This is a genomic window from Paenibacillus zeirhizosphaerae, assembly GCF_030705605.1.
Lineage (GTDB): Bacteria > Bacillota > Bacilli > Paenibacillales > Paenibacillaceae > Paenibacillus > Paenibacillus zeirhizosphaerae.
Window position 1 is genome coordinate 132,498 of record NZ_JAPCKK010000014.1, and the last position, 21,499, is coordinate 153,996.

A 21,499-nucleotide genomic window follows, 5' to 3' on the forward strand; every position below is an offset into this window, starting at 1 on the left:
GCAATTGATGTCAGTAAGTGCGGCGGGTCACAAAATGCGCAATGTCACGAAGCGTTTTTTTTGTTTTGACTTCCGGCAGAAGATCAAGTGAATCTAAAGCTTTCTTAATATATCGGTCGGCAAGATTTTCTGCTTTAGTAATTCCGTCACTTTTTTTGATCAGCTCAATAGCAGCACGCGGACTGTATCTGTCCTCACGTTCACGGATCAGATCGATTTCCGCAAGCAGGGCTTCACGCACTTGCGACTGCTGCAGGGCATAGATTACAGGGAGCGTAATATTGCCTTGTCTCATATCGCTGCCTGGAGGTTTTCCGATCTGTTTCTCCGTGCCCAGCAAATCCAGAATATCGTCATGAATTTGAAAGGCCATTCCTACGTTGTAGCCATAAGAATAGAGCAAAGAGCTTATACGTGCCGGGGCGTCCGACGCCAGCGCGCCAAGCTCGCAACTGACGGCAATCAGCAGTGCCGTCTTACGCCGAATACGACGCAAGTAATTGCGGACACTTTGGTCCACGTTAAAAAAGTCACGAATCTGCTCCATCTCACCTATGGACATTTGAACAAGCGCTTTCGACAGCACGTGATGAATAGCCGGGTTCGGCAGCTCAGCCACGATACTCAGCGCCCGTGCGTATATGTAATCACCGGTATACATGGCAATCCGGTTGTCCCACTTCGATTTCACGGTCGGCTGACCGCGACGCGTCTCAGCATCGTCAATTACGTCATCATGAACGAGAGAAGCTGAGTGTATCAGTTCTAAGGGTACGGCCACCCGCTTCAGCTTTTGAATATCATACCCTCCAAATTTCCCTCCGAGCAGGACAAAAACAGGGCGCAGTCGTTTGCCTCCCGCCTTCAGCAGATGAAGCGAGGTATCTGCAATCAGCTCTTCGTGGCTGTCGATACTGCGGTACAGCTCTTCTTCAATGAAGTTCATATCCTTCTTCAGCAACCCGAATAGTTCCAATCGATTCATTCCTTCACCCGTGTCAGCGTATTGTCACTCCATATTTGCAGTTTGATCTCGTGCTTCAGCAGTCCTAATTCATGTGCATATTTAAAATATAGCTCCAGGCCCTGCTGCTCCCTCCTCCCGAAATCATAACATAAATTAGAAAAATATCTGTGCCAATAGTGCTCAGTGCCTCCGATTTCTCGGACCGCATTGTTAATGATCGGCGTCAGATTGCTGCGGCTGCGCTCCTTGCTTGAACGGAAGGCTTGCACAATTTCGCTAATCGCTTTCGGGCGGGAAGCGACCGCCGAGCGGCGGACAGCCCAGACCGCAAAAGTCATGCTGCAGCCTGTCCACTCTTTCCACAGTTGGCCCAAATCCGTCACGTAGTATCCCCTATTCTCCCAAGAAGCTTTGATTGCATGGTCTCCAATCAGCAGGCCTGCGTCGGCACGATTCATCATTTCTTCCAGATCCGGCTCGCTTGTGAAATACTCCGGATTTCCCTTCAGATGCTTCTCAACGAGAATCTTGAGCAGGTTGACCGACGTAGCGGACGTATTGGTCAGTGCGATCGTGCCGTTGACAGCTTCCTCAAGCGGCTTGTGCGAAAAAAGCAGAATCGATTGCACAGGCCCGTCCGTACTGACCGACAAATCCGGCAGCAGCATAAAATGGTCAGCCCCTTCCGCATAGGCGAAGGAAGACATGGCACTGACCTCCAGACTTCCGTCCAGCATCCGCCGGTTTAGAATAGATGGAACCTCAGTGACTAGTTCTATTGAATTTTGCAATTTCTCAGGATGAAAATAATGAAATACCGGCCAGGCGTTCGTATATTTTATTTTACCTACTCTCGTGGTCCGGTTGACCTCCATTCCCATCTTGATCCCCCCATCTCGTAAACAAATGATGTTCGATTCGAAGGCTGTCAAGTACTTTGCCTACGAGAAACAACACAATATCCTCCAAACTGCGCGGTTTGAAATAGAAAGCCGGCATAGCCGGTATCATTTTGACACCCAGTTGGGCCAGTTTAAGCATATTTTCCAAATGGATCGCGTGCAGCGGCGTTTCTCGGGGCACCAGCACCAGCGGCCGCCCCTCCTTCATCATCACATCCGCCGCCCTTGCCATCAAATTATCAGAAGAACCATGCGCTATAGCAGACAGTGTTCCCATAGAACAGGGCATGATAATCATACCGTCCGCCAAATAGGAGCCACTGGCAATCGTTGCTCCAATGTCCGTAACCGGGTGGTAGACAAGAGAACCGGGACGGTCTCTGAACTTATCGTTCAGTATACCTTCCCGGTCAGATACATTCCATTCCAATTCTTCTTTCAGCACCCGCCATCCAGCATTCGACACAATCAAATGAACCTCGAAGCCCATGGACATTAAAATCTCTGTAAGCCTTACACCGTATATAGAACCGCTAGCCCCCGTAATTCCAACAACAATACGTTTACCGGCATAACTAGTCATAAATAATGGCGCACCACCAAGTCAATGAGAGTGAAAGTGAATACGACGATGCTCAATATACTGTTCATATTAAAAAATGCGGTCTGCAAGCGGCTGAGATCGTTCGGCGTTACAATATAATGCTCATAAAAAAGAATAATATAAGAAAGAATCATACCCACTAAATACCACCAGCTCAGATCAGCCGCGAAAAAGAGCAGAATAAATCCGATCGCGGTGATCACATGAAATGCACGGGCAATTTTCAGCGCCCCGGCTACGCCGAAGCGGGCTGGTATTGAATATACGCCCTCTTTTTGGTCAAATTCAATATCCTGACAAGCATAGATAATATCAAAACCGGCTGTCCAGAATACAATCGTAATGTAAAATACCAATGCGGCAGTATTGAATTCACCGGTTACTGCAACCCAGCCGCCAAGCGGGGCAAGACCAATGGTCAGGCCCAATACAATATGACAGAGCCAGGTAAAACGCTTCGTGTAGGAGTAAAATACAAGCATAAACAGGGCGACCGGGAACAACCGGAACGCGAGCGGGCTCAAATGATAGGACGCCCAGAAAAGCATCGCAAGGCACACAATCACAAAAACAATAACTTCCGATGACTTGAGCAGCCCGGCCGGGATCGCTCTGGATGCCGTCCGGGGATTTCTGCCGTCAATCACCCGGTCGATCATGCGGTTAAAACCAAATGCCGCGCTGCGTGCCCCGAACATGGCTAGAAGAATCCAGCCGATTTGTGCCCAGGTAGGCAGCTCGCCATTGACCATGAAAGAGCCGAGAATAGCGCCCATTAATGCAAATGGAAGAGCGAATAAAGTATGCTCGATCTTAATCATCTCTGAAAAAACAACGATTTTCCTAAACATCCCGATTCTCCTTGACTCCAATATGCAGTGCCGCAATGCCCCCGGTAAGGGAGTAGGCCGCTACATCCTGCAATCCGGTCTCGCGGAAAATGTCGGCCAGCTCCTCTCTCCCCGGAAAAAGCGCCAGTGAGTCCGGGAGCCATTTGTACTGCTCGTATCGTTTAGCGAACAGTTTGCCAAGCCTGGGCAAAATCTGTTCAAAATAAAAATAGTAAATGCTTTTGAACGGCTGCCATGTCGGCTTGGACAGCTCCAGACAGACGACTCGCCCGCCCGGCTTGACTACCCGTTGCATTTCCAGCAGCACACGCCGCAAATCCGGCACATTCCGCAGGCCAAAGCCAATGGTCGCATAATCGAACGAATTGTCCGCAAATGGCAGCTCCATGGCATTGCCCTGCACGAGAGTGATCTGGTTTTGCCTAGCTTCCTGCTCAACCTTTCTCCTGCCGACTTCCAGCATATTGTGGCTGAAATCGAGGCCCTGGATGTGCCCTGTTTCACTTGCACGCGCCATCGCCAGCGTCCAATCACATGTGCCGCAGCAGAGGTCGATGGCGGTGTCTCCTTTTTGCATATTCATCTTCTTCATCGTGAAGGCACGCCAAGCCTTGTGCCTGCGCAGGCTCAGAATGTCGTTCATCACATCGTATTTGCCTGCAATGCTCTCAAATACCTCATGAACAAACTGCTCCTTCGACTGGGCTTCACCTGATTTCATTCATTTCACCTAACCTTCCCTTACGGCAGTCCTTGGCGTACTGATGATGCGCAGGAAGGGCTCTGTCATCCGGCCAAAGTCTTCGCGGTCTCTGTCGTCCGATTCCGACAAAATCCCCCGGATCCTTCCGATCACGGCATCCAGCTTGTCCAACAGCATATCGCCTACCTTGTATTTCATCATCAGCTGGATCCACGACTTCCCGTCTACCGTCCCGCCCAGCAACTGTTCCCTCTCCTCTGCCGTCACATTCTCCAGCAATCTCCAGAAGGCAAAGCTAAATCTGAACCGTTCGGCGGCCTCCAGCCTCGATAATTCGTCAGCCAGTGTATCACACAAACTGAATTCCTGCAGAAGGCTTTCCCACAGTTTCCGGTCGGATTCGCGAATCCATGGGGTGAAGCAAAGGAACAGCTTCTTCCTCATCACCGCCATACCGTCCAAATATTCTTGAGGGGGCATGAGAAACTGGCACATGCTACGGTACATGCTCATCTTGCTTTCATTCACATCGCAGATCGCTTGACTAAGCAGCGCAACAGCGTCTATGCTTCCAGCCTGAGCCAGCAGTTGGTAAAAACGCCCGCTAAAATAATCACCAGCAAGCACTTTGAGCTGTCTGGATCTCATTTTGGACGGGCTGGGTATTTCCTTTGCAATATCGATCATGTCATGGGTATCTAGCCCCATTTGCACCAATGATGTAGCAAGCGGGTACAATTCTTCCTGCCCGTTCTTCTGGTCCCCGTTCCGATTCAGGAACGTAAATAGCAAGCGGGCGCGGCTGTCCGGAAATGACGGCATGTCCGTGTGCTGTAGAATCATGTCGTATTCCACATATTTTTTTGCCAATTGGGGTACGCGATACGGTTTCATCCTTAGCCTCCGAGCCTTTACTAAACTGTCCATATAGGTTATTGCAATACCGTCTATTATAACATAAATCACGTAGACAAGCGACTTAAGGAGCATATAGAATTACAATGCATCCGCCGGCGGTTCAGCAGCAGACTGAACATGAAAGCGGGTGCGCCACAGCTTCGTATCCGAAATACGAAATTGGTTCTTCAGCTCTTCCGGCAACGAGGGGCCCGACCAGCCCCGAAGCTCACGCAGCGCATCAGCCGACCATTCGTCCCGCCTGATATCCGCCGCAATGAGCAGATGCCTTTTTCCAGTCCAAGGATCTTCGGCAACGACTCTGAGCAGCAACTGCTGCACATTGCTCGTCCCGTAAAAACAATAGCTTGCGGCATCCGCAATATTTTTATAAACCGTGGCAGGTTCTGCTGCGGTGTCTGGCATTTTCAGATCGAGGGTTAATACCGCCTGCTTCCAGTTCACCTTCGTGATCGGCATCGTCAGCGAAAGCTCGTTCAACTGGTCAACCAGGTTATAGTCGTTCAGCTCCATTCGCGGCTGCGGCAGCAGCACCGCTCTTGAGTTTTCCGCTTGGCCTGCATAGTCATCAAGCTGCTGCAGGACGGGAAGCAACGCGGCCGCGCCAATCGTCAGCAACAGCGTTCCGGTGAAAACCGTCAACCGTTTCATGCCTCATTTGCCCCCTCTGTTCTTGCCGGCTTTGTCCTTCTTCGAAGATAGGCTTCATTATCACATTGTACAACGAAAAAAAGCAGGCTATGCCTGCTTTTTCACTCTTCTGTATCCACAACGCCGTGCTTGGTCATTACAAGGGCTTTGCCGCGTACCTTGATGCCAGAGGTGTGCTCAGTGAACTGCACAATCAGCACTTCACCTTTATCCAGCTTTTCGGAATGGTGCAGCTTGGTATCCTGGCCGCGTGTCAGACCGAACACCTGACATCCGCTGCTCTTGGCTTTAATGACGACATAATCGGCGCTGCCGGTTTCTTCATGCTCCATGACGAGTCCCCCCTGATTTCATATCTCCATGATGAAGAACAGCCCTTGTTTTGTCAACCTCGGCCCTGCTCAAAATGAAAGACCGTGAATCAGATTCACGGCCTTTCATACACAATGGAAATATGTAAGAAATCTTATTTAATTCCGTCTTTGAGCGCTTTACCTGGCTTGAATGCCGGGATTTTGCTCGCAGGGATTTCGATTTCTTCTCCTGTTTGCGGGTTGCGTCCTTTACGCGCGGAACGTTCACGGACTTCAAAGTTGCCGAATCCAACGAGCTGTACCTTGTCTCCAGATTGGAGAGCTTCGGAAATTGCGTCGAAAAGCGCGTCTACCGCTTTGGTAGCATCCTTCTTGGACAATTCCGCTTTCTCGGACACCTGATTGATCAAGTCTGTTTTGTTCATTGCTTATTCACCTCCTGGACCTAATATGTACCTCATTTAAAGTACTATTATCTCTTTCCGTTTTGCCATCAAATATACGTATAACCGCTTATTTTTCATCAGCATCGCCGTTCCTGCATGCCCAGCAGTGCGTTTCCGACGCGGAACAAGGTTTATAGTAATACAGTCTAGCGACAATTTCAAGTGCGGCGGCGATTCAGCACATAAAATGTGACGGAAAGCGCCAAAACAAGCACGATACCCTTGATAATATCATGAGCAAAATACTGCACGTTCATCATGGTCAGACCGTTAACGAGCACCCCGATCAGAATAGAGCCGACAAAGGTGCCGATGACATTCGGCTTGCCTGCCCCCAGCACGGAAAAACCAACAAAAACGGCTGCGACCGCCTCCATCAGAAGTGGAGCACCTGCATCAATCTGTCCGGAGCCGACACGCGAAGCGTATAGTATGCCAGCTATAGCTGCAAACAGACCTGAAGCGACGTAGGCAAGCGTCCGCACTTTCTTCACCTTGATTCCGGACAGTCTCGCAGCCTCCTCGTTACCACCTGTGACGTACATTTGCCGCCCATATTTGGTATAAGTCAAAAAGATATGCACCAGGATCACCGCTGCAATGAGCAGAACTACCGAGAATGGTAGTCCAAGCCATCTGCCCTGGCCAAGCAGCAGAAAGGAATAGGCCATTTCACCCGGAGCTTTAGTCCCATCAGGGAATTGCATGTGGTTATATATGGTATAACCTTGCGCATAGGTTTTATGAACCCCGCTTACGATATACATCACAGCCAGTGTGGCCAAGAGGTCGGGTATTCTCAGCTTGACGATCATAAAAGCATTCAGCAGCCCGATGACCGCACCGATGGCAAGAGATACCAGAATGACGATATAAAACGGCTGTTCATACCAGATCATAAGAGAGGCCGAAGCCACCGTGGTGAGAGAAACCGTCGAGCCTACCGACAGATCAAAACCATCCACAATGAGCGACAGGGTGACCCCGATCGCTACAAAGGTAACAATAGCAATCGAACCGAGTATATCAGTTAAGTTATCATAAGTGAAAAAGTACGGCAGTGTCAGCGAGAAGTATGCGATAACGCCTATAATGACAACCACAGCTCCGTACCGGAACAGCATATTTAACAATTTATCCTTCATGCCTTACATCCTCTCCACCGCTTGCGAACAGCAGCAGCCTTTCCTGATCGGCTTCCCCGCGCGCAAACTCTTTAACAATAATACCGTCGTACATAACCGCGATGCGGTCTCCGATACCAAGCCCCTCTGCAAACTCACAGGTCAGGTAGATAATAGTATTTCCCCGGGCTGCAAGCTCGCCGATTAGACGAAAAATATCGCTTTGGGCTCCGATGTCCACACCCTTCGTCGGCTCATCGAATATAAACACTTCCGCTCCGGAGTCCAGCCATTTCCCGATCGCGATCTTTTGCTGATTGCCTCCGCTCAGGTATTTGGTCTCCTGCCGGACGGAGGCGGCCTTGATATTCAAAGCCGACACCAATTTCTCGGCATGGCCACGCTCCTTCCTACGGTTAACAAAACCGAGCGTGCTTAGCTTGTTCAAGAGCGGCAGGCTCAAGTTGCGCTCCACGGACTCCTCGATTAGAATCCCCTGTTTGCGTCTTTCCTCGGGTACGGACACAATGCCATGGGCTACTCCGTCCGCAGGCTGCTTCATATGGACCGCCTTGCCTCGTATCCGCACCTCCCCCTCTTCAGGACTGTCTGCCCCCGTAAGCAGCCGGGCCAGCTCCGTTTTGCCCGCGCCTACCAGCCCCACAACGGCCAACACTTCGCCGCTTCGGACCTGCAGCTCGACACCACGCACCTTCGTTCCGCGCCGTAAAGCATAGGTCTCAAGAACGACTCCCCCCTGCTCGGCCTCCACCTTTGGAAATTCCTCGGCGAACGTTTTGCCAAGCATATGCGTAACTATACTGGCCACATCCACGGATGCCGCCTCTCCGCTAAATACGTGGGTACCGTCCCGCATCACGGTGACACGGTTGCAATGCTCCGTCACCTCCGGCAGCCGATGTGTGATCAGAATACAGGCGACGCCTTCATGCTTTAATTGATGGATCGTATCGAACAGTCGACCGGTTTCCTCTTGACTGAGCGGAGCGGTTGGCTCATCAAAAATGATAACATTCGCCTTTTGCGTCAAAATCCGGGCAATCAGCACCATCTGCTTTTCGGCAAGCGTCAAGTCCACAACCTTCGCACGAACATCAATATCCGCCTTCAGACGTGCCAATGCCTGCTTAGCCAGGAGCCGCATACGCCCCGCACCTGCCCATACTCCTCCGCCGGGAGCAGACAGGGTGTCCAGCATAATATTTTCAGCCACACTAAGCTGAGGAACAAGCGCGGAGTCCACTTCCTGGTACACACAATGGATGCCTGCCTTTTTGGCCTCTGCAGGGGAGGCGATCCGCAGTTCACTGCCATTTGCGCGAATACTGCCGCTGTCTGGGCTATATGCGCCGGATAAAATTTTCATAAGCGTGCTTTTACCGGCTCCGTTGGCTCCAAGCAAAGCGTGAATCTCACCGCCGGATACCGTAAAATTCACATCCCGCAGTGCAGACACACCTGCAAATGCTTTACAAATGCCGCTCATTTCCAGCCTATAGGCATCTGAATTCATGGACTTCCCTCCTAACATCGGAAAAGCGCGCCTTCAGCGCGCCTCCTGCTCACTATTGAACGATCAGAACAATCACTTGGACGTTTCGTATTCCGCCATCCAATCCTTTTTGCCCTGTTCGCTTTGTCCCCAGCCCTGTACATACTGAGAAAGCTCCGCTGTAGAAATCTGTTGATCCGGCAGGGAATCACGGTGTACATAGACCGGCTCCAGAACAACACTATCCTCTGCCTCGTCCCCATGCAGCTTCTGGTATGCATAGCGTACCTGAACACGCCCGATATCCGTCGGATCAACCGCTGCCGAAGCAATCCACGGGTTCTTAGGATCTTGAATCATCTGCAAGTCCTCATCGCTCATATCAATGCCATACACCTTGATTTCATCTCTGCCTGCCTGCTGAATCGCACGTGCTGCACCTTTGGCAAATTCGTCCCAAGCAGCCCATACTGCCGTAATTTCACCCTTTGGATACTGTTTCAGCACAGCTTCCATTTTTGCTTGTGTATCCAGGGCAGGATTTTGCGCACTGCCAAAGGAGGCGATCTCCTCTATTCCAGTATTTTCCTCCATGAACTTGGCATAAGACTGCTGTCGTCTTTCCATTGGCGCAAAGCCCGCGACCCATATTTTTACGATCTTGCCTTGACCGTTCAGATCTTTCTTCATCTGCTCCAGCGTAAGCTGGGCCATCTTCTGATCGTCCTGGGAAAGAACTGTAGCGCCTGGCACATTAACCGCCGCATCGAATACCACAACCGGAATGCCGCGCTCCACCGCCTTCTTCAGTCCCGGCTCAAGCAAAGCATCTCCATGATCTGTCAATATAGCGTCAAACTGCTGGTTCACGGCGCTGTCGACCAGGGAAGCCATCTTCGCTTTATCATTATCGGCTACGAACTTCGTAACTGTACCGCCAAACTTCTTCACTTCCTCTTCTACACCTTGTACGTACTGCTGCGAGAATGTGCCTGTATTGAACTCCATGATCAGGGCAATCCGCTTGCCGCGCAAGTCACCGGATGCAGCGCTGCTCTGCTGGCCGCCCTCCGCAGCTTCCTGCTGCGGAAGCTGAACACCGCAGGCGCTCAGAAGCAGGGCTATGATCATAAGGACGGATACCGTCCATACCGTTTTAGATGCTTTCAATTTCATTTCTCGTTGTTCCCCCTCGTGTTATGTACAAGCATTTAAATTTTGATTATTAATATAACGCTTTAAACCGACCATGTAAATAGGTTTTATTTTATCACTTGTTCAACGGCTGTCTAATAATACGAAAAAACCGCAAAGAGTTCGACTCTTCACGGTTTTCCTTGAGCTTATAAAATGATGGCGATCAGACCGCCAGAGCCTTCATTAATAATACGGCCCAATGTTTCCTGCAGCTTGTAGCGGGCATTGTCCGGCATCATGGCAATTTTGCCCTGGATGCCTTCTCTTACGATGGAATGGAGCGATCTTCCGAAAATGTCGGATTCCCAAATTTTGATCGGATCATTCTCGAAATCCTGCATAAGGTAGCGCACCAGCTCCTCGCTTTGCTTTTCGGTGCCGATGATCGGAGCGAACTCGGATTCGACATCCACCCGGATCATATGGATCGATGGGGCTGTCGCCTTCAGACGGACGCCGAACCGTGAACCCTGACGGATCAGTTGCGGTTCATCCAGGGCCATTTCAGCCAGTGAAGGAGCGGCGATACCGTAGCCTGTCGTCTTCACCATTTCCAGCGCCTCTGCGAACCTGTCGTATTCCCGCTTCGCATGGGAGAATTCCTGCATCAGTTGCAACAGATGGTCTTTCCCGCGTATTTCCACACCGACGACTTCGACGAGGATTTGATCATATAGCTCGTCAGGCGCATACAGATCAATTTCAGCCACACCTTGGCCCATATTCATACCGCTGAGTCCGGCTCGTTCAATAAATTCATACTCCATGAACTGCCCGACCACCCTGTCCACATCCCGCAGCCGCCGGATATCCTTTACGGTGTCCCGGACAGAATTTTCGTAGTTCGCACGCAGCCAATGCCGCTCATTCAGCACCATAACCCAGCTAGGCAGATTGACATTGACCTCATGAACCGGAAATTCGTACAGTACTTCTCTCAGTACGCCGGTAACGTCCTCTTCCGTCATCGTCGACGCGCTCAAGGTCATAACCGGAATATCATATTTCGCGGCAAGCTCATTACGCAGTTCAAGAGCTTCCTCGCTGCGCGGCCGGGTGGAGTTGATCACGATGACAAATGGCTTTCCGACTTCCTTGAGTTCCTCGATTACCCGCTCCTCCGCCTCGATATAGGAGCTGCGTGGTATTTCTGCAATCGTGCCGTCTGTCGTAACCACCACGCCCAGCGTAGAGTGTTCCTGAATGACCTTGCGCGTGCCGATCTCGGCCGCTTCCTGGAAAGGAATTGGCTCCTCGAACCACGGAGTCGAAATCATGCGGGGGCCGTTTTCATCCTCATATCCTTTAGCACCGTCTACGGCATAACCGACACAGTCCACCAGCCTGACGTTCACTTCCAGACCCTCAGTCACTTTGATTTGCACCGCATTGTTCGGTACAAATTTCGGCTCTGTCGTCATAATCGTTTTGCCGGCCGCACTCTGTGGCAATTCGTCAGTAGCCCGCAGCCGATCTGATTCGCTGGCAATGTTGGGAAGTACAATCGTTTCCATAAAACGCTTGATAAATGTAGATTTTCCCGTGCGGACTGCACCGACGACCCCCAGATAGATATCTCCCCCGGTGCGCTCGGCAATGTCTTTAAAAATGTCTACTTTCTCCAATGAAATCCCCTCCTCAAAAGTCTCCGAAGGAACAATGCTACTAGAGCATCCGCTTCGTGTTCAATCAGAAGATTTGATCCCCTGCTGCGGCAGAGCAAGCACGGAAGTCGTCCGCCGCCGAGCATTCCGGCACGGTTCATGTGCTGATCGAATCGGCGTGAGCGGTCTGCACGCGTACATGAATTTGGACTGGTATCATATTATGTATATACCCCCATGAATATGACTCTATCTGTTGCAGTTGGAAGAAATGAATCTTCATCTGTTTTCCGTCTGAGCCGTTACAGCCATATATATGCGGACTTCAGCCGGCCCATGCCTCACGAAATAGCAAAAAAACCGCCTTTGGGCGGTTTTGCTAGAGCTATCGTTATTCAATTGCATTACCAGAGATCTTCCTCGGCTTGCCGTTCCAATTGACGCCGCACTGCCGCCTTCAAAGGATCTTCCGGGACAATTACTGCCGCCTTCCCCATAACTCTTGCCTGACAGGACAGACGTGTCCCACTTGCCAGCAGGGGGCCGAGCTTATATTCCTCTGCGGTTGTGGGCATAGAAATTCCCGAATCTTCCGAATTTATTGTGATTTTACACATCAGGCATGAAGCCTTTCCGGCACAGCGGGTCGGGATATGTACACCGGCTTTGCGTGCGGCTTCAAGAACGGTCGTACCGGCGCGGATAACCGTTTTCTTTCCGGTTGGAAGAAATGTAACTTCATGATTCACATCGCTTTCCTCCCTTATCATACTTTGCCGGGCCAACGATAAGCTCCCCGGCCCAGGGGAGCAGAGCAGCGATCCAGCTTAAATGCCTGTCTGACCAGACGTTGGCCTCCAACAGTTTGCTTACAAGAGGAACGTGCAGTTCCGGACGGGCATTCATCACTTGTGCTATAGCTTCATACCTGTCCCGTCTTTCTCGCACCATATTGAACATGAACTCATGACTTAAAGGGGTGAGGCAAAATTGAATATCGTTTAATGTTGCCAGAGGTGCATGCCGCCGCAGCACATGCTCTACCTCCAGTCTGTACATGGAACCTTCTGTCATGATTTCAAAGCCGCCGACAAGCTCAAGCCGCAGCTCCCTTAACCGATAATGGCTAAGGAGCGATGTATACAGTCCGCTGCGGTTCAACTCTTGCCTGTTCTCCGATGTCCCCGGGGCAGCCGTATGGAGCTGCTTCGCAGCAGCGATGTCTGCATACACATCAATATCATTCGGAAGCCGCTTCAATTCAACCTGCTGCAGCAGCAACGAGCAGCTTCCTCCCAGCAGCCACACCGCCTCAAGCCCTGACCAGGCCTTGGACATATCATATAGCGCTGCGGCAAGCGCTGGTATATTTCGGAGCATATCCGACCCTTCAATTATGTTCAATGCCACTGCCCCCTTCTCCCGCTTATATGTATCGTCTAGGAAAAAAGCCCACAAACCTGTCCGGTTTGCGGGCTTGACGAAAAGCGGCCGTTTATTTCTTCATCATCATCATTTTCATTAACGCTTCCATATTGGAAGGATTTATACCGCTTTTCTTGACCGCAGCCACAATGTCCTTAACCGTATCTTCCGACACGGGGATATTGGCCATGGCGGATACTTGTTTGATGAGCTGACGAAGCTTGGCTTCACTTTGCAATGTCTCCGGCTTGACCGTACTTGCCAGTTTCTTAACGGCATTTTCGGATATCGTCTTGCCGCTTTTTTTATTGATTGCATTCAGCGCTTCCTTAGGAAAATTCTTGCTCATTGTCTTCCCTCCTCCGGCATTGCTCCATTCAGTGTATGAATGCCGGGGGTAAAAGGTGAAAAAGCTAGGAATGCCACTGCTCCCATGTTTTTAAAGGCATGACTTCCATCTCCGTTTTCGGATCACGGCCCATTAGCGCCTCCACAGCACAACGTACGTCCTTTTGTTCAAACAATACTTTGTACAACTGCTCCGCAATCGGCATTTGCACATTCAGGTTACGTGAGATGGCATAAGCGGCCTGCGTTGTCCGGACACCTTCCACGACCATTCCCATCGTGCTCAGAACCTCATCCAAGGGCTGTCCCTGGCCGAGCAGCGAGCCTGCACGCCAATTTCTGCTATGTTTGCTCGTGGCCGTTACGACCAGATCTCCAATTCCGGCAAGTCCGGCGAAGGTCAACGGGTTGGCTCCCATATCGACCCCTGCTCTTGTAATCTCGGCCAGTCCGCGTGTCAGCAGCGCAGCTTTAGCGTTATCTCCAAACCCCAGACCGTCCGACATGCCTGCTCCAAGTGCTATTATATTCTTTAACGCTCCCGCCAGTTCCACACCGACCTGATCACGGTTCGTATACACCCTGAAGTAGGAATTCATAAACAGATCCCGTGCAGCCTCTGCGCCGCGTTCATCCTGCGAGGCAACAACAACGGTGGTCGGGCATTTGCGGACAACCTCCTCCGCATGGCTCGGGCCTGACAATACAACGACTTGACCTTCCGGGCAGCCAAGCTCTTCTGAAATTACGGTTGACATTCGTTTTAGGCTCTCTGTCTCAAATCCCTTGGTTGCATGCACAATGAGCATATCTTCCTTGTAGTACGGCTTGAAATCGGCACATACCTGCCGCATGGCCGCAGAAGGTGCGACAATAATTACCGCTTTGGCATTCTCCACGGCTTTGCTCATTTCGGTGACGGCAGAAATATGGGAAGACAGCTCGGCATCGGGCAAATAACGGCTGTTCTTGTGGCTTGTATTGATTTCTTCAGCCTGTCCGTCATTTCGCGTCCATATTGTAACCTCGTGTGCGTTGTTCGCCAATACGGAAGCAAGAGCCGTTCCCCAGCTGCCGGCAACCAGTACAGCAACCTTATCACCCAAGTCGATCTCCTCCCTTGGAGCCCAGCCTGTTCTCTTTCCCCTGAAGCAGCTTACGGATATTCGTTCTGTGTCTCCACACAGCGAACACGCAAATGATGAGACTGCTCCAGAACAACGGCCAAGAATAACCCAGAATAAGAATCATCCATGGTGTCAGGATAACGAATATTAAGGAGCCAAGTGATACATATCGGGTAATGACGATTGATAAAATAGCGATAACTCCGGCTGCAAGCGCAGGGAAGAAGCAAAGTGTGGCAAGCACGCCGATGGCTGTAGCAATCCCTTTTCCACCACGGAAATGAAAATACAACGGCCAGTTATGGCCCGCGATGGCAGCAATGCCAGCAAGAGCGGCGGCCCATTCTGAGCCGCCTCCCAACCAGCGGCCGAGCCAAACCGCGGCAATGCCTTTACACACATCAAGCAGCAGTACCATAATGGCAGGACCTTTTCCCAATACCCGCAACGTATTGGTTGCCCCCGCATTACCGCTTCCGTGCTGCCTTACATCCACACCCTTCATATAACGTCCGATCAAAACACTAAAGCTGACCGACCCCAAAAGATAGCTCAGCACTACGGCTGCAATCTGTAAAATCAAGCTGCTCTCTCCTAACCTTCATCAGACTTGCGCCGGGTGAATATACGGATCGGTGTTCCTTCAAAATTGAAAGCGGCGCGAATTTTGTTCTCCAAATATCTCTCATAGGAAAAATGCATCAACTCAGGATCATTTACAAATACGACCATCGTCGGAGGCTTCACCGCTACTTGAGTCGCATAATTAATACGCAGTCTGCGTCCTTTATCCGTCGGCGGCGGATTAATGGCCACGGCGTCAGATACAATATCATTCAGCAGGTGTGTCTGCACTCTCATCGAATGCTGCTGTGCCACTTGCTGGACGACGGGAAGCAGCTTATGCAGGCGCTGCTTCGTCTTGGCCGAGAGGAACACGACCGGTGCGTAGGTCATAAAGAGAAAATGATCACGGATTTTCGTCTCGAACTGCCGCATCGTTTTGTCATCCTTCTCCACCACATCCCATTTGTTAACGACAAACAATGAAGCCTTGCCCGCTTCATATGCATAACCGGCAATGTGCTTATCCTGCTCGATAATGCCTTCTTCACCGTTGATCACGACCAAGACAACGTCCGCGCGTTCAATGGCGCGCATCGCACGCATGACACTGTATTTCTCGGTCGTTTCATACACCTTGCCACGCTTGCGCATGCCCGCCGTATCGATCAGCACATACCGCTGTCCATCCCGTTCAAACGGCGTATCAATCGCATCCCGTGTCGTCCCGGCAACATCGCTGACGATGACCCGTTCTTCACCCAAGATCGCGTTGACAAGAGAAGATTTGCCGACATTCGGGCGACCAATCAAGGCCACACGAATCACATCTTCATCGTATTCATCATCCGCCAATTCAGGCAGGTTATCCGTAATGCCATCCAACAAATCGCCAACGCCGGTTCCATGACTTCCCGAAACAGCGATCGGGTCACCAAAGCCGAAAGCGTAAAATTCATAAATCAAGTCACTTCGTTCAATATTATCGACCTTGTTCACGGCAACAATAACCGGTTTGCCGGAACGATACAAAATTTGTGCGACCTCTTCGTCAGCCTGAGTGACCCCACTTTTGGCATCACACATAAATACGATGACGTCAGCCTCTTCAATCGCCAGCTCGGCCTGCATGCGGATAGATTTCAGGATTACATCCTCTCCATCAATCTCAATACCGCCGGTATCAATAATACTGAAGGGCTTACCATTCCAATCCGCCACACCGTAAATCCGGTCACGGGTAATTCCGGGCTTGTCTTCCACAATGGACAAACGATCACCGATGATCCGGTTGAATATCGTTGACTTCCCGACATTCGGACGACCTACAATCGCCACGACAGGTCTTGCCATATTGCCATTCCTCCTGTCCATTTTTCGCTACTATCATAGCAAAAAAAAGATATTTAAGCGATACAAAGCCAGACGATTTCATTCGCAAGCGCTCTGCTCTGGACGGACGTAACGACAATCGGCGAACCCTCTGGGTCCGCCGATGGTGTACGTTCGTGTGTTTAAAAAAATAATGCTTTATTCAATCACTTGAATTTGCTCAGCTTGTCGCCGAAACGCTCTCCAAGCGTAACGCTCATACCTTCATTGTTCAAAGACACATTCGGGTTGTTCAGCTGCTCTCTAGGAGCACGGTCGCGGGATCTTTCGGATCTCTCGGGTCTTTCAGATCTCGGCGCTGGTGCAGGAGCTTCTTCTGTTTCCTTGATGCTGAGGCTTACACGTTTCTCGACCGGATTCATTTCCAGAACCTTCACCTTCACCTCTTGTCCCTCTTCCAGTACTTCTTGAGGAGTTCCAATATGCTTATGCGAGATTTGCGAAATGTGAACCAGTCCTTCTACGCCAGGAGCGATTTCCACAAAGGCTCCGAAGTTAACCAGGCGTCTAACTACGCCTGTCACAATATCGCCGTTGTTGAATTGTCCCGCAGCAGTTTCCCAAGGACCCGGTTGTGCAGCTTTCATGCTCAGGCTGATTTTTCCTTTTTCAGGATCAACCTTAAGCACTTTAACTTTAACCTGCTGTCCTTCGGATACCACGTCGGCTGGCTTGTCAACATGAGTCCAGGCGATTTCGGAAACGTGAACCAGTCCGTCTACGCCGCCCACATCAACGAAGGCTCCGAATTGAGTCAGACGCTGAACAGTACCAACAATCTCTTGGCCTTCCTTCAGCTCGGACATCACTTTTTGCTTGTTCGCTTCATATTCAGCTTCCAGCACATCTTTTTGGGAAAGAATGACCTTGTTGTTTTCACGGTCCAGTTCTTTTACCACAACACGCAGAGTGCGTCCTTTGTAATCGCTGAAATCTTCGACAAAATGACGCTCCACCATGGAAGCCGGAATGAATCCACGCACACCTACGTCAGCCACAACGCCACCTTTGACAACGTCGGTTACGGCAACCTCAAATGCTTCCTGGTTATCGAAATATTGCTGCAGTTTCTCCCATGCATTTTCACTGTCGATAGCCCGTTTGGACAAAGTAAGCTGCTCTTTGTTGTCGTTGATGCTTACAACCTTGGCTTCGATTTCTTGTCCAACCTGCGGCTCCTCTTCACCGGAAGACAGCTCGCGGAGAGCAATCACACCATCGTATTTATATCCAATGCTTACTACCGCTTGGTTATCTTCCAATTTCACGATTGTTCCCTTGACAGTATCCCCTTTTTTGAGCGATACCATTTGGTCAAGCTCGTCTTGAGTAGCTGCTTCAACAGCTTCTTGGTTTCTTGTTTCTTCCGACATGTCAATACCCTCCTCAATTCAAAACACCTTTATTCAAACCTGCGTATAGCAGAGTTCAAAACATTCATGCATGCCCAGTCTGTCAAGCGGCTAGCTCTGTGTAGGCTGGCCGGTTTCTTTCATGGTACGGATTCTGGACATAATACCTTCGGTCGCCAGCTCTAAAGGATCGCCTTCCACTGCCGTTTTGTACTGTTCAAGGTCGACCGGCTTTCCGTAGATGACCTTCGTCTTCCGGAACAGCTTGTATTCTCCCACGATCGCAACAGGCACGGCGGCAGCTCCGCTGCGAAGCGCAAAGCTTGCAGCCCCTTTCTTGCCGATCCCCTGGGAATTGCGGGATCCCTCCGGGAATATGCCCATCACATGACCGTCACGCAAAATCGTTAGGGCCAGCTTGATCGATTCCTTGCTCACTCCGCCCCGCTTCACCGGAATGGCTCCAAGCTTCGTGATCAGCGACCCGAGAACCGGAACATTAAAAAGCTCGGCTTTGGCCATAAAGTGAACCTTCCGCTTCAGCAAGATCCCCACCGTAGGCGGATCCAGATTGCTGATATGATTGGAGCACAGCAGCACGCCGCCTTCGGCCGGCACGTTCTCGGTGCCCACCGCCTCCAATCTGAACAGGAAACGATACAGGATGCGCAGAATTCCACTGCACAATACATAAATCATTGCTTAACCTCTCCATCCTATCGCCGTTTTGCAGTAAGATACGATCGTATCGACAACCTCGTCGATATCCATATGCGTCGTATCCAGCATAATGGCATCTTCGCTGCGACGAAGCGGAGAAACTTCCCGTTCTTCGTCCAATTTGTCCCGAGCCGCGATATCACGTTCGAGCTGTTCCAGCGTGATGTCAGCCGTTTCCCGCAATTCTTTGAACCGACGAAGAGCACGTTCCTTGACGCTGGCAGTCATGAATACTTTCAACTCTGCATCGGGCAGCACGGTCGTACCGATATCACGGCCGTCCATGACTACGCCTTTACGTTCCGCCATCTGACGCTGGCCTGACGTTAAATGCTCCCGCAGACCCGCGATGCTTGCATACTTGGATACGGTTCCGGTGACCTCCAGCGAACGGATTTCCGTCGTGACATCGACTCCGTTACAGATCACTTTCTGACCGGACGGGTCCGGTTTTAATTCAATCACCATTTTGGGTACATGCTGAAGCACTTCCTGGACATTTTCCGGGGAAATTTCGTGTTTCATCAAATACCAGGTCGCTGCCCGGTACATTGCACCCGAGTCCACATATACATAGGATAATGCTTCTGCCACCCTGCGGGCAACCGTACTCTTGCCTGCCCCGGCAGGCCCGTCAATGGCGATGTTGATCTTCCCGTTCGATGCCGTAATCTGCCTTGCCAACGGGGCATTCCTCCTCAACCCTGAGCCTCAATAAAAAAGCAGGCATTGCCTGCGACGTGAAAATTATACCACACCTAGCACGATGATGCAAAAACAGAACTCGTGAAAAACCTGCCAGAAGTCGCAGGAAATGCTCTATCAAGACCCGTTAACCTCCAACGGCCAGCCTTCCATATCGCCAATCGGCGAGACGTGCCTCGCTACGGCAGGGATATGTAGAAGTAGCTGCGCGCACAGCATAAAAAGAGTTAGCAGCGTAAGCAATCCCAGCAGGCATAAAGGCAAAAACCGCCGCAAATCCATGACAAGCCTGCGCATATTTTTCTTTTTCACGCGACCATCTCCTGTTTTTGCATTATTTTGTCCTATACAGAAAAAATTACTCTCTCCACGTAAGTACGATGTACAAAAAAACAGCCCCTGAAATAATCAGGAGGCTGTCGAAAACGGAACAAGCCTTAGCTCACAAAAGCTTTATTATCTTGATCCTTCGTGAAATTTTCGTCCGCATCCATAACTTCCTCAATCTTCTCTTCTTCTCCCGTATTCGCATTGATGTATATCCGGTAAACAGAGCCGTTAATCCGTCCGCCAAATTCATAACACAGCACATGCTTTGACAGCTCATTTTCAATCATGGCCTTTCGGGCATACATTTCCTTAAATTCAGGATTCAGAAATTTGCGTGCCTTAGCCACACTGAGCTTGGCCTTCGTCGAAGTATGTGCTTTCTGATGATGCTCATAGATATAATCGCTTGCCTGAAGACCGATAACCTCTCCGTTGTCCAAGCCTGAACGAACGGTAACCTTTTCCGGATAAATCAGCACATTCCCCTCTATCGGCACAAAAGTAATACTCGCCATATTGTCGTATTCATCATACGCCACCGGCTTCATTCCCTTATAGCCCTTCTGGTTAAGGAAGGAATTCGCCTTCGCAATCGCCTGGCTGCGGTTCACCGCTTTTTTGCCAACCGGACGTTGATCGCTGTAGGAAATGAGAAGCCCGCCGTTACGGGTAAAGTCCATGCTTTTGCCAACACCGTTTTTGGCGTTAATGACTGCGGTATAGGAGGCCCATTCCGTATCCTTCCCGTTTTCAAGGATTTTCACTTCCTCCGGCCTCAATGCGGCGAATTTGGCTGCTTTCGTCTGGATCTCCTGCGGTGTGGTCGGTTGCAGTTTCAACATTTTTACAGACCGTTTGTCGTACATACTGGAGATCGTAGGTCCCCAGTCGAGTTCAGCGTACTGCTCTACCTTTTTATCCACAGTCTGGAACCCGTCAATAATTGTATTATCCGCAGGCTGCTTCTCCGTGGCGATTGCCGATTCCACATCCATCCAGCGCAGGTTATGGGCAAGCACCTTGCTCTGCATTTCATGAAGATCCTTCGAAATATCCTTGGAGCTTTGATAAAGTGCCTTTAGATTTTTAAGCTCTTTGTCGTTGAGCGGTTCCTTACTCAGATCCCTGACAGAGGTCTGATAAGCAAAATTGGACATTCGGGACAGCAGATCCTCCGCATGGTTAAACGAAGCCAGTGACAGCGGGAGCTGGTTCACCTCATTTTGCGCCTCACTGGTCAGCCTCCATACATTAACCAAGCTTTTACGGTGCATTCCATTGGAAGCTGCGTTGACCGCGACAGCATTACCAAGCTGTGAATGCAACTGGTCCATATGGTATGATAAATCATGAAAAGCCCGCTGATACTGGTTCTCCGCCTTGATCAGAAGCGAATTCTTCTCCTGATTCTCCTGATATCCCCATACTAGTGCTCCGATCAGCAAAACAGCCGTAACAGGGAACAAAAACGCGCTTATTCGCTTATACATCGCAAGAGTCTCCTTTCTTCAGGTTCACTAACCATAGTGTGACAAGATGAATGGACTCTTATGCATGGGTTTGGGACGGGACCTACAAGGCTTCCTCCTCGAAGATGAACTCGTCCGCATTGTCGCACAGACAGCGCTTAAAACCGGTTTCAATCCGATTCGTCTCTCTGCGGCCGCGAAGTACAAACCTTTCACCACACCGCTTGCAGTAGATTCTTACTTTAACACGCATAAAAAAACACACCTCCGTCA

Annotated in this window: 25 protein-coding genes; all 25 read right to left on the reverse strand. The window is 50.5% G+C overall.

Annotated elements, in window-relative coordinates; translation table 11 throughout:
* Nucleotides 1-10 precede the first annotated feature (10 nt).
* Nucleotides 11-985, reverse strand: coding sequence for a polyprenyl synthetase family protein (locus OIN60_RS07665; RefSeq protein WP_305754274.1), 975 nt, complete (start codon nt 983-985; stop codon nt 11-13).
* Nucleotides 982-1,848, reverse strand: a complete 867-nt coding sequence (locus tag OIN60_RS07670; protein ID WP_305754275.1) for a menaquinone biosynthesis protein — start codon at nt 1,846-1,848, stop codon at nt 982-984. The genes OIN60_RS07665 and OIN60_RS07670 overlap by 4 nt, the downstream gene beginning before the upstream one ends.
* Entirely contained in the window at nt 1,811-2,452 is a 642-nt protein-coding gene (locus tag OIN60_RS07675; RefSeq protein WP_305754276.1) for a UbiX family flavin prenyltransferase, read from the reverse strand. Before OIN60_RS07675 ends, OIN60_RS07670 begins: the two co-directional genes overlap by 38 nt.
* Complete coding sequence (locus OIN60_RS07680; RefSeq protein ID WP_305754277.1) at nt 2,449-3,324, reverse strand: UbiA-like polyprenyltransferase; 876 nt, start codon at nt 3,322-3,324, stop codon at nt 2,449-2,451. Before OIN60_RS07680 ends, OIN60_RS07675 begins: the two co-directional genes overlap by 4 nt.
* Complete coding sequence (locus OIN60_RS07685) at nt 3,317-4,045, reverse strand: demethylmenaquinone methyltransferase (protein WP_305754278.1); 729 nt, start codon at nt 4,043-4,045, stop codon at nt 3,317-3,319. The genes OIN60_RS07680 and OIN60_RS07685 overlap by 8 nt, the downstream gene beginning before the upstream one ends.
* A gap of 9 nt (nt 4,046-4,054) precedes the next feature.
* Nucleotides 4,055-4,921, reverse strand: a complete 867-nt coding sequence (locus OIN60_RS07690) for a heptaprenyl diphosphate synthase component 1 (RefSeq protein ID WP_305754279.1) — start codon at nt 4,919-4,921, stop codon at nt 4,055-4,057.
* 102 nt (nt 4,922-5,023) lie between these two features.
* The gene (locus OIN60_RS07695) at nt 5,024-5,596 is read right to left on the reverse strand and encodes a hypothetical protein (protein ID WP_305754280.1); all 573 of its coding nucleotides are present in this window, start codon (nt 5,594-5,596) and stop codon (nt 5,024-5,026) included.
* 101 nt (nt 5,597-5,697) lie between these two features.
* Nucleotides 5,698-5,928, reverse strand: a complete 231-nt coding sequence (gene mtrB / locus OIN60_RS07700) for a trp RNA-binding attenuation protein MtrB (protein ID WP_305754281.1) — start codon at nt 5,926-5,928, stop codon at nt 5,698-5,700.
* A 134-nt stretch (nt 5,929-6,062) separates the two neighbouring features.
* On the reverse strand, nt 6,063-6,335 hold the full coding sequence (hbs, locus tag OIN60_RS07705; RefSeq protein ID WP_305754282.1) for a non-specific DNA-binding protein Hbs: 273 nt from the start codon (nt 6,333-6,335) through the stop codon (nt 6,063-6,065).
* A gap of 179 nt (nt 6,336-6,514) precedes the next feature.
* Nucleotides 6,515-7,501, reverse strand: coding sequence for an ABC transporter permease (locus OIN60_RS07710; protein WP_305754283.1), 987 nt, complete (start codon nt 7,499-7,501; stop codon nt 6,515-6,517).
* Nucleotides 7,491-9,014: a sugar ABC transporter ATP-binding protein gene (locus tag OIN60_RS07715; protein ID WP_305754284.1), complete on the reverse strand. Its 1,524-nt coding sequence runs from the start codon at nt 9,012-9,014 to the stop codon at nt 7,491-7,493. The genes OIN60_RS07710 and OIN60_RS07715 overlap by 11 nt, the downstream gene beginning before the upstream one ends.
* 72 nt (nt 9,015-9,086) lie before the next feature.
* Nucleotides 9,087-10,169 carry a sugar ABC transporter substrate-binding protein gene (locus OIN60_RS07720; protein ID WP_305754285.1) on the reverse strand — a complete coding sequence of 361 codons (1,083 nt, stop codon included), beginning with the start codon at nt 10,167-10,169 and terminating at the stop codon, nt 9,087-9,089.
* A 167-nt stretch (nt 10,170-10,336) separates the two neighbouring features.
* On the reverse strand, nt 10,337-11,815 hold the full coding sequence (spoIVA, locus tag OIN60_RS07725) for a stage IV sporulation protein A (protein WP_305754286.1): 1,479 nt from the start codon (nt 11,813-11,815) through the stop codon (nt 10,337-10,339).
* Nucleotides 11,816-12,198: 383 nt separating this feature from the next.
* Entirely contained in the window at nt 12,199-12,543 is a 345-nt protein-coding gene (locus OIN60_RS07730; RefSeq protein ID WP_305754287.1) for a 2Fe-2S iron-sulfur cluster-binding protein, read from the reverse strand.
* Nucleotides 12,533-13,198: a hypothetical protein gene (locus OIN60_RS07735; RefSeq protein WP_305754288.1), complete on the reverse strand. Its 666-nt coding sequence runs from the start codon at nt 13,196-13,198 to the stop codon at nt 12,533-12,535. Before OIN60_RS07735 ends, OIN60_RS07730 begins: the two co-directional genes overlap by 11 nt.
* Before the next feature lie 91 nt (nt 13,199-13,289).
* Entirely contained in the window at nt 13,290-13,568 is a 279-nt protein-coding gene (locus tag OIN60_RS07740) for a stage VI sporulation protein F (protein ID WP_305754289.1), read from the reverse strand.
* Nucleotides 13,569-13,632: 64 nt separating this feature from the next.
* Nucleotides 13,633-14,673, reverse strand: a complete 1,041-nt coding sequence (locus OIN60_RS07745; RefSeq protein ID WP_305754290.1) for an NAD(P)H-dependent glycerol-3-phosphate dehydrogenase — start codon at nt 14,671-14,673, stop codon at nt 13,633-13,635.
* Nucleotides 14,666-15,277 carry a glycerol-3-phosphate 1-O-acyltransferase PlsY gene (gene plsY, locus OIN60_RS07750; protein WP_305754291.1) on the reverse strand — a complete coding sequence of 204 codons (612 nt, stop codon included), beginning with the start codon at nt 15,275-15,277 and terminating at the stop codon, nt 14,666-14,668. The genes OIN60_RS07745 and plsY overlap by 8 nt, the downstream gene beginning before the upstream one ends.
* Nucleotides 15,278-15,288: 11 nt before the next feature.
* On the reverse strand, nt 15,289-16,611 hold the full coding sequence (der, locus tag OIN60_RS07755) for a ribosome biogenesis GTPase Der (protein WP_305754292.1): 1,323 nt from the start codon (nt 16,609-16,611) through the stop codon (nt 15,289-15,291).
* A 185-nt stretch (nt 16,612-16,796) separates the two neighbouring features.
* The gene (gene rpsA, locus OIN60_RS07760; RefSeq protein WP_305754293.1) at nt 16,797-18,023 is read right to left on the reverse strand and encodes a 30S ribosomal protein S1; all 1,227 of its coding nucleotides are present in this window, start codon (nt 18,021-18,023) and stop codon (nt 16,797-16,799) included.
* A gap of 90 nt (nt 18,024-18,113) precedes the next feature.
* Entirely contained in the window at nt 18,114-18,701 is a 588-nt protein-coding gene (locus OIN60_RS07765) for a lysophospholipid acyltransferase family protein (RefSeq protein ID WP_305754294.1), read from the reverse strand.
* A gap of 3 nt (nt 18,702-18,704) precedes the next feature.
* Nucleotides 18,705-19,406, reverse strand: a complete 702-nt coding sequence (cmk, locus tag OIN60_RS07770) for a (d)CMP kinase (RefSeq protein ID WP_305754295.1) — start codon at nt 19,404-19,406, stop codon at nt 18,705-18,707.
* Nucleotides 19,407-19,544: 138 nt separating this feature from the next.
* Entirely contained in the window at nt 19,545-19,739 is a 195-nt protein-coding gene (locus OIN60_RS07775; protein WP_305754296.1) for a hypothetical protein, read from the reverse strand.
* Nucleotides 19,740-19,864: 125 nt separating this feature from the next.
* A complete protein-coding gene (gene ypeB / locus OIN60_RS07780) occupies nt 19,865-21,247 on the reverse strand; it encodes a germination protein YpeB (RefSeq protein ID WP_305754297.1) in 1,383 nt (460 codons plus the stop codon).
* Nucleotides 21,248-21,329: 82 nt separating this feature from the next.
* Complete coding sequence (locus OIN60_RS07785) at nt 21,330-21,479, reverse strand: hypothetical protein (protein WP_305754298.1); 150 nt, start codon at nt 21,477-21,479, stop codon at nt 21,330-21,332.
* Nucleotides 21,480-21,499: the final 20 nt, after the last annotated feature.

What these genes read in the sequence shown, in the direction of transcription:
- OIN60_RS07715 (WP_305754284.1), bottom strand. Translation starts at nt 9,014, where the DNA reads ATGAATTCAGATGCCTATAGGCTGGAAATGAGCGGCATTTGTAAAGCA.
- OIN60_RS07665 (WP_305754274.1), bottom strand. Translation starts at nt 985, where the DNA reads ATGAATCGATTGGAACTATTCGGGTTGCTGAAGAAGGATATGAACTTC.
- rpsA (WP_305754293.1), bottom strand. Translation starts at nt 18,023, where the DNA reads ATGTCGGAAGAAACAAGAAACCAAGAAGCTGTTGAAGCAGCTACTCAA.
- OIN60_RS07670 (WP_305754275.1), bottom strand. Translation starts at nt 1,848, where the DNA reads ATGGGAATGGAGGTCAACCGGACCACGAGAGTAGGTAAAATAAAATAT.
- OIN60_RS07740 (WP_305754289.1), bottom strand. Translation starts at nt 13,568, where the DNA reads ATGAGCAAGAATTTTCCTAAGGAAGCGCTGAATGCAATCAATAAAAAA.
- hbs (WP_305754282.1), bottom strand. Translation starts at nt 6,335, where the DNA reads ATGAACAAAACAGACTTGATCAATCAGGTGTCCGAGAAAGCGGAATTG.
- OIN60_RS07680 (WP_305754277.1), bottom strand. Translation starts at nt 3,324, where the DNA reads ATGTTTAGGAAAATCGTTGTTTTTTCAGAGATGATTAAGATCGAGCAT.
- OIN60_RS07685 (WP_305754278.1), bottom strand. Translation starts at nt 4,045, where the DNA reads ATGAAATCAGGTGAAGCCCAGTCGAAGGAGCAGTTTGTTCATGAGGTA.
- ypeB (WP_305754297.1), bottom strand. Translation starts at nt 21,247, where the DNA reads ATGTATAAGCGAATAAGCGCGTTTTTGTTCCCTGTTACGGCTGTTTTG.
- OIN60_RS07690 (WP_305754279.1), bottom strand. Translation starts at nt 4,921, where the DNA reads ATGAAACCGTATCGCGTACCCCAATTGGCAAAAAAATATGTGGAATAC.
- OIN60_RS07675 (WP_305754276.1), bottom strand. Translation starts at nt 2,452, where the DNA reads ATGACTAGTTATGCCGGTAAACGTATTGTTGTTGGAATTACGGGGGCT.
- OIN60_RS07710 (WP_305754283.1), bottom strand. Translation starts at nt 7,501, where the DNA reads ATGAAGGATAAATTGTTAAATATGCTGTTCCGGTACGGAGCTGTGGTT.
- OIN60_RS07765 (WP_305754294.1), bottom strand. Translation starts at nt 18,701, where the DNA reads ATGATTTATGTATTGTGCAGTGGAATTCTGCGCATCCTGTATCGTTTC.
- OIN60_RS07720 (WP_305754285.1), bottom strand. Translation starts at nt 10,169, where the DNA reads ATGAAATTGAAAGCATCTAAAACGGTATGGACGGTATCCGTCCTTATG.
- mtrB (WP_305754281.1), bottom strand. Translation starts at nt 5,928, where the DNA reads ATGGAGCATGAAGAAACCGGCAGCGCCGATTATGTCGTCATTAAAGCC.
- OIN60_RS07695 (WP_305754280.1), bottom strand. Translation starts at nt 5,596, where the DNA reads ATGAAACGGTTGACGGTTTTCACCGGAACGCTGTTGCTGACGATTGGC.
- OIN60_RS07785 (WP_305754298.1), bottom strand. Translation starts at nt 21,479, where the DNA reads ATGCGTGTTAAAGTAAGAATCTACTGCAAGCGGTGTGGTGAAAGGTTT.
- der (WP_305754292.1), bottom strand. Translation starts at nt 16,611, where the DNA reads ATGGCAAGACCTGTCGTGGCGATTGTAGGTCGTCCGAATGTCGGGAAG.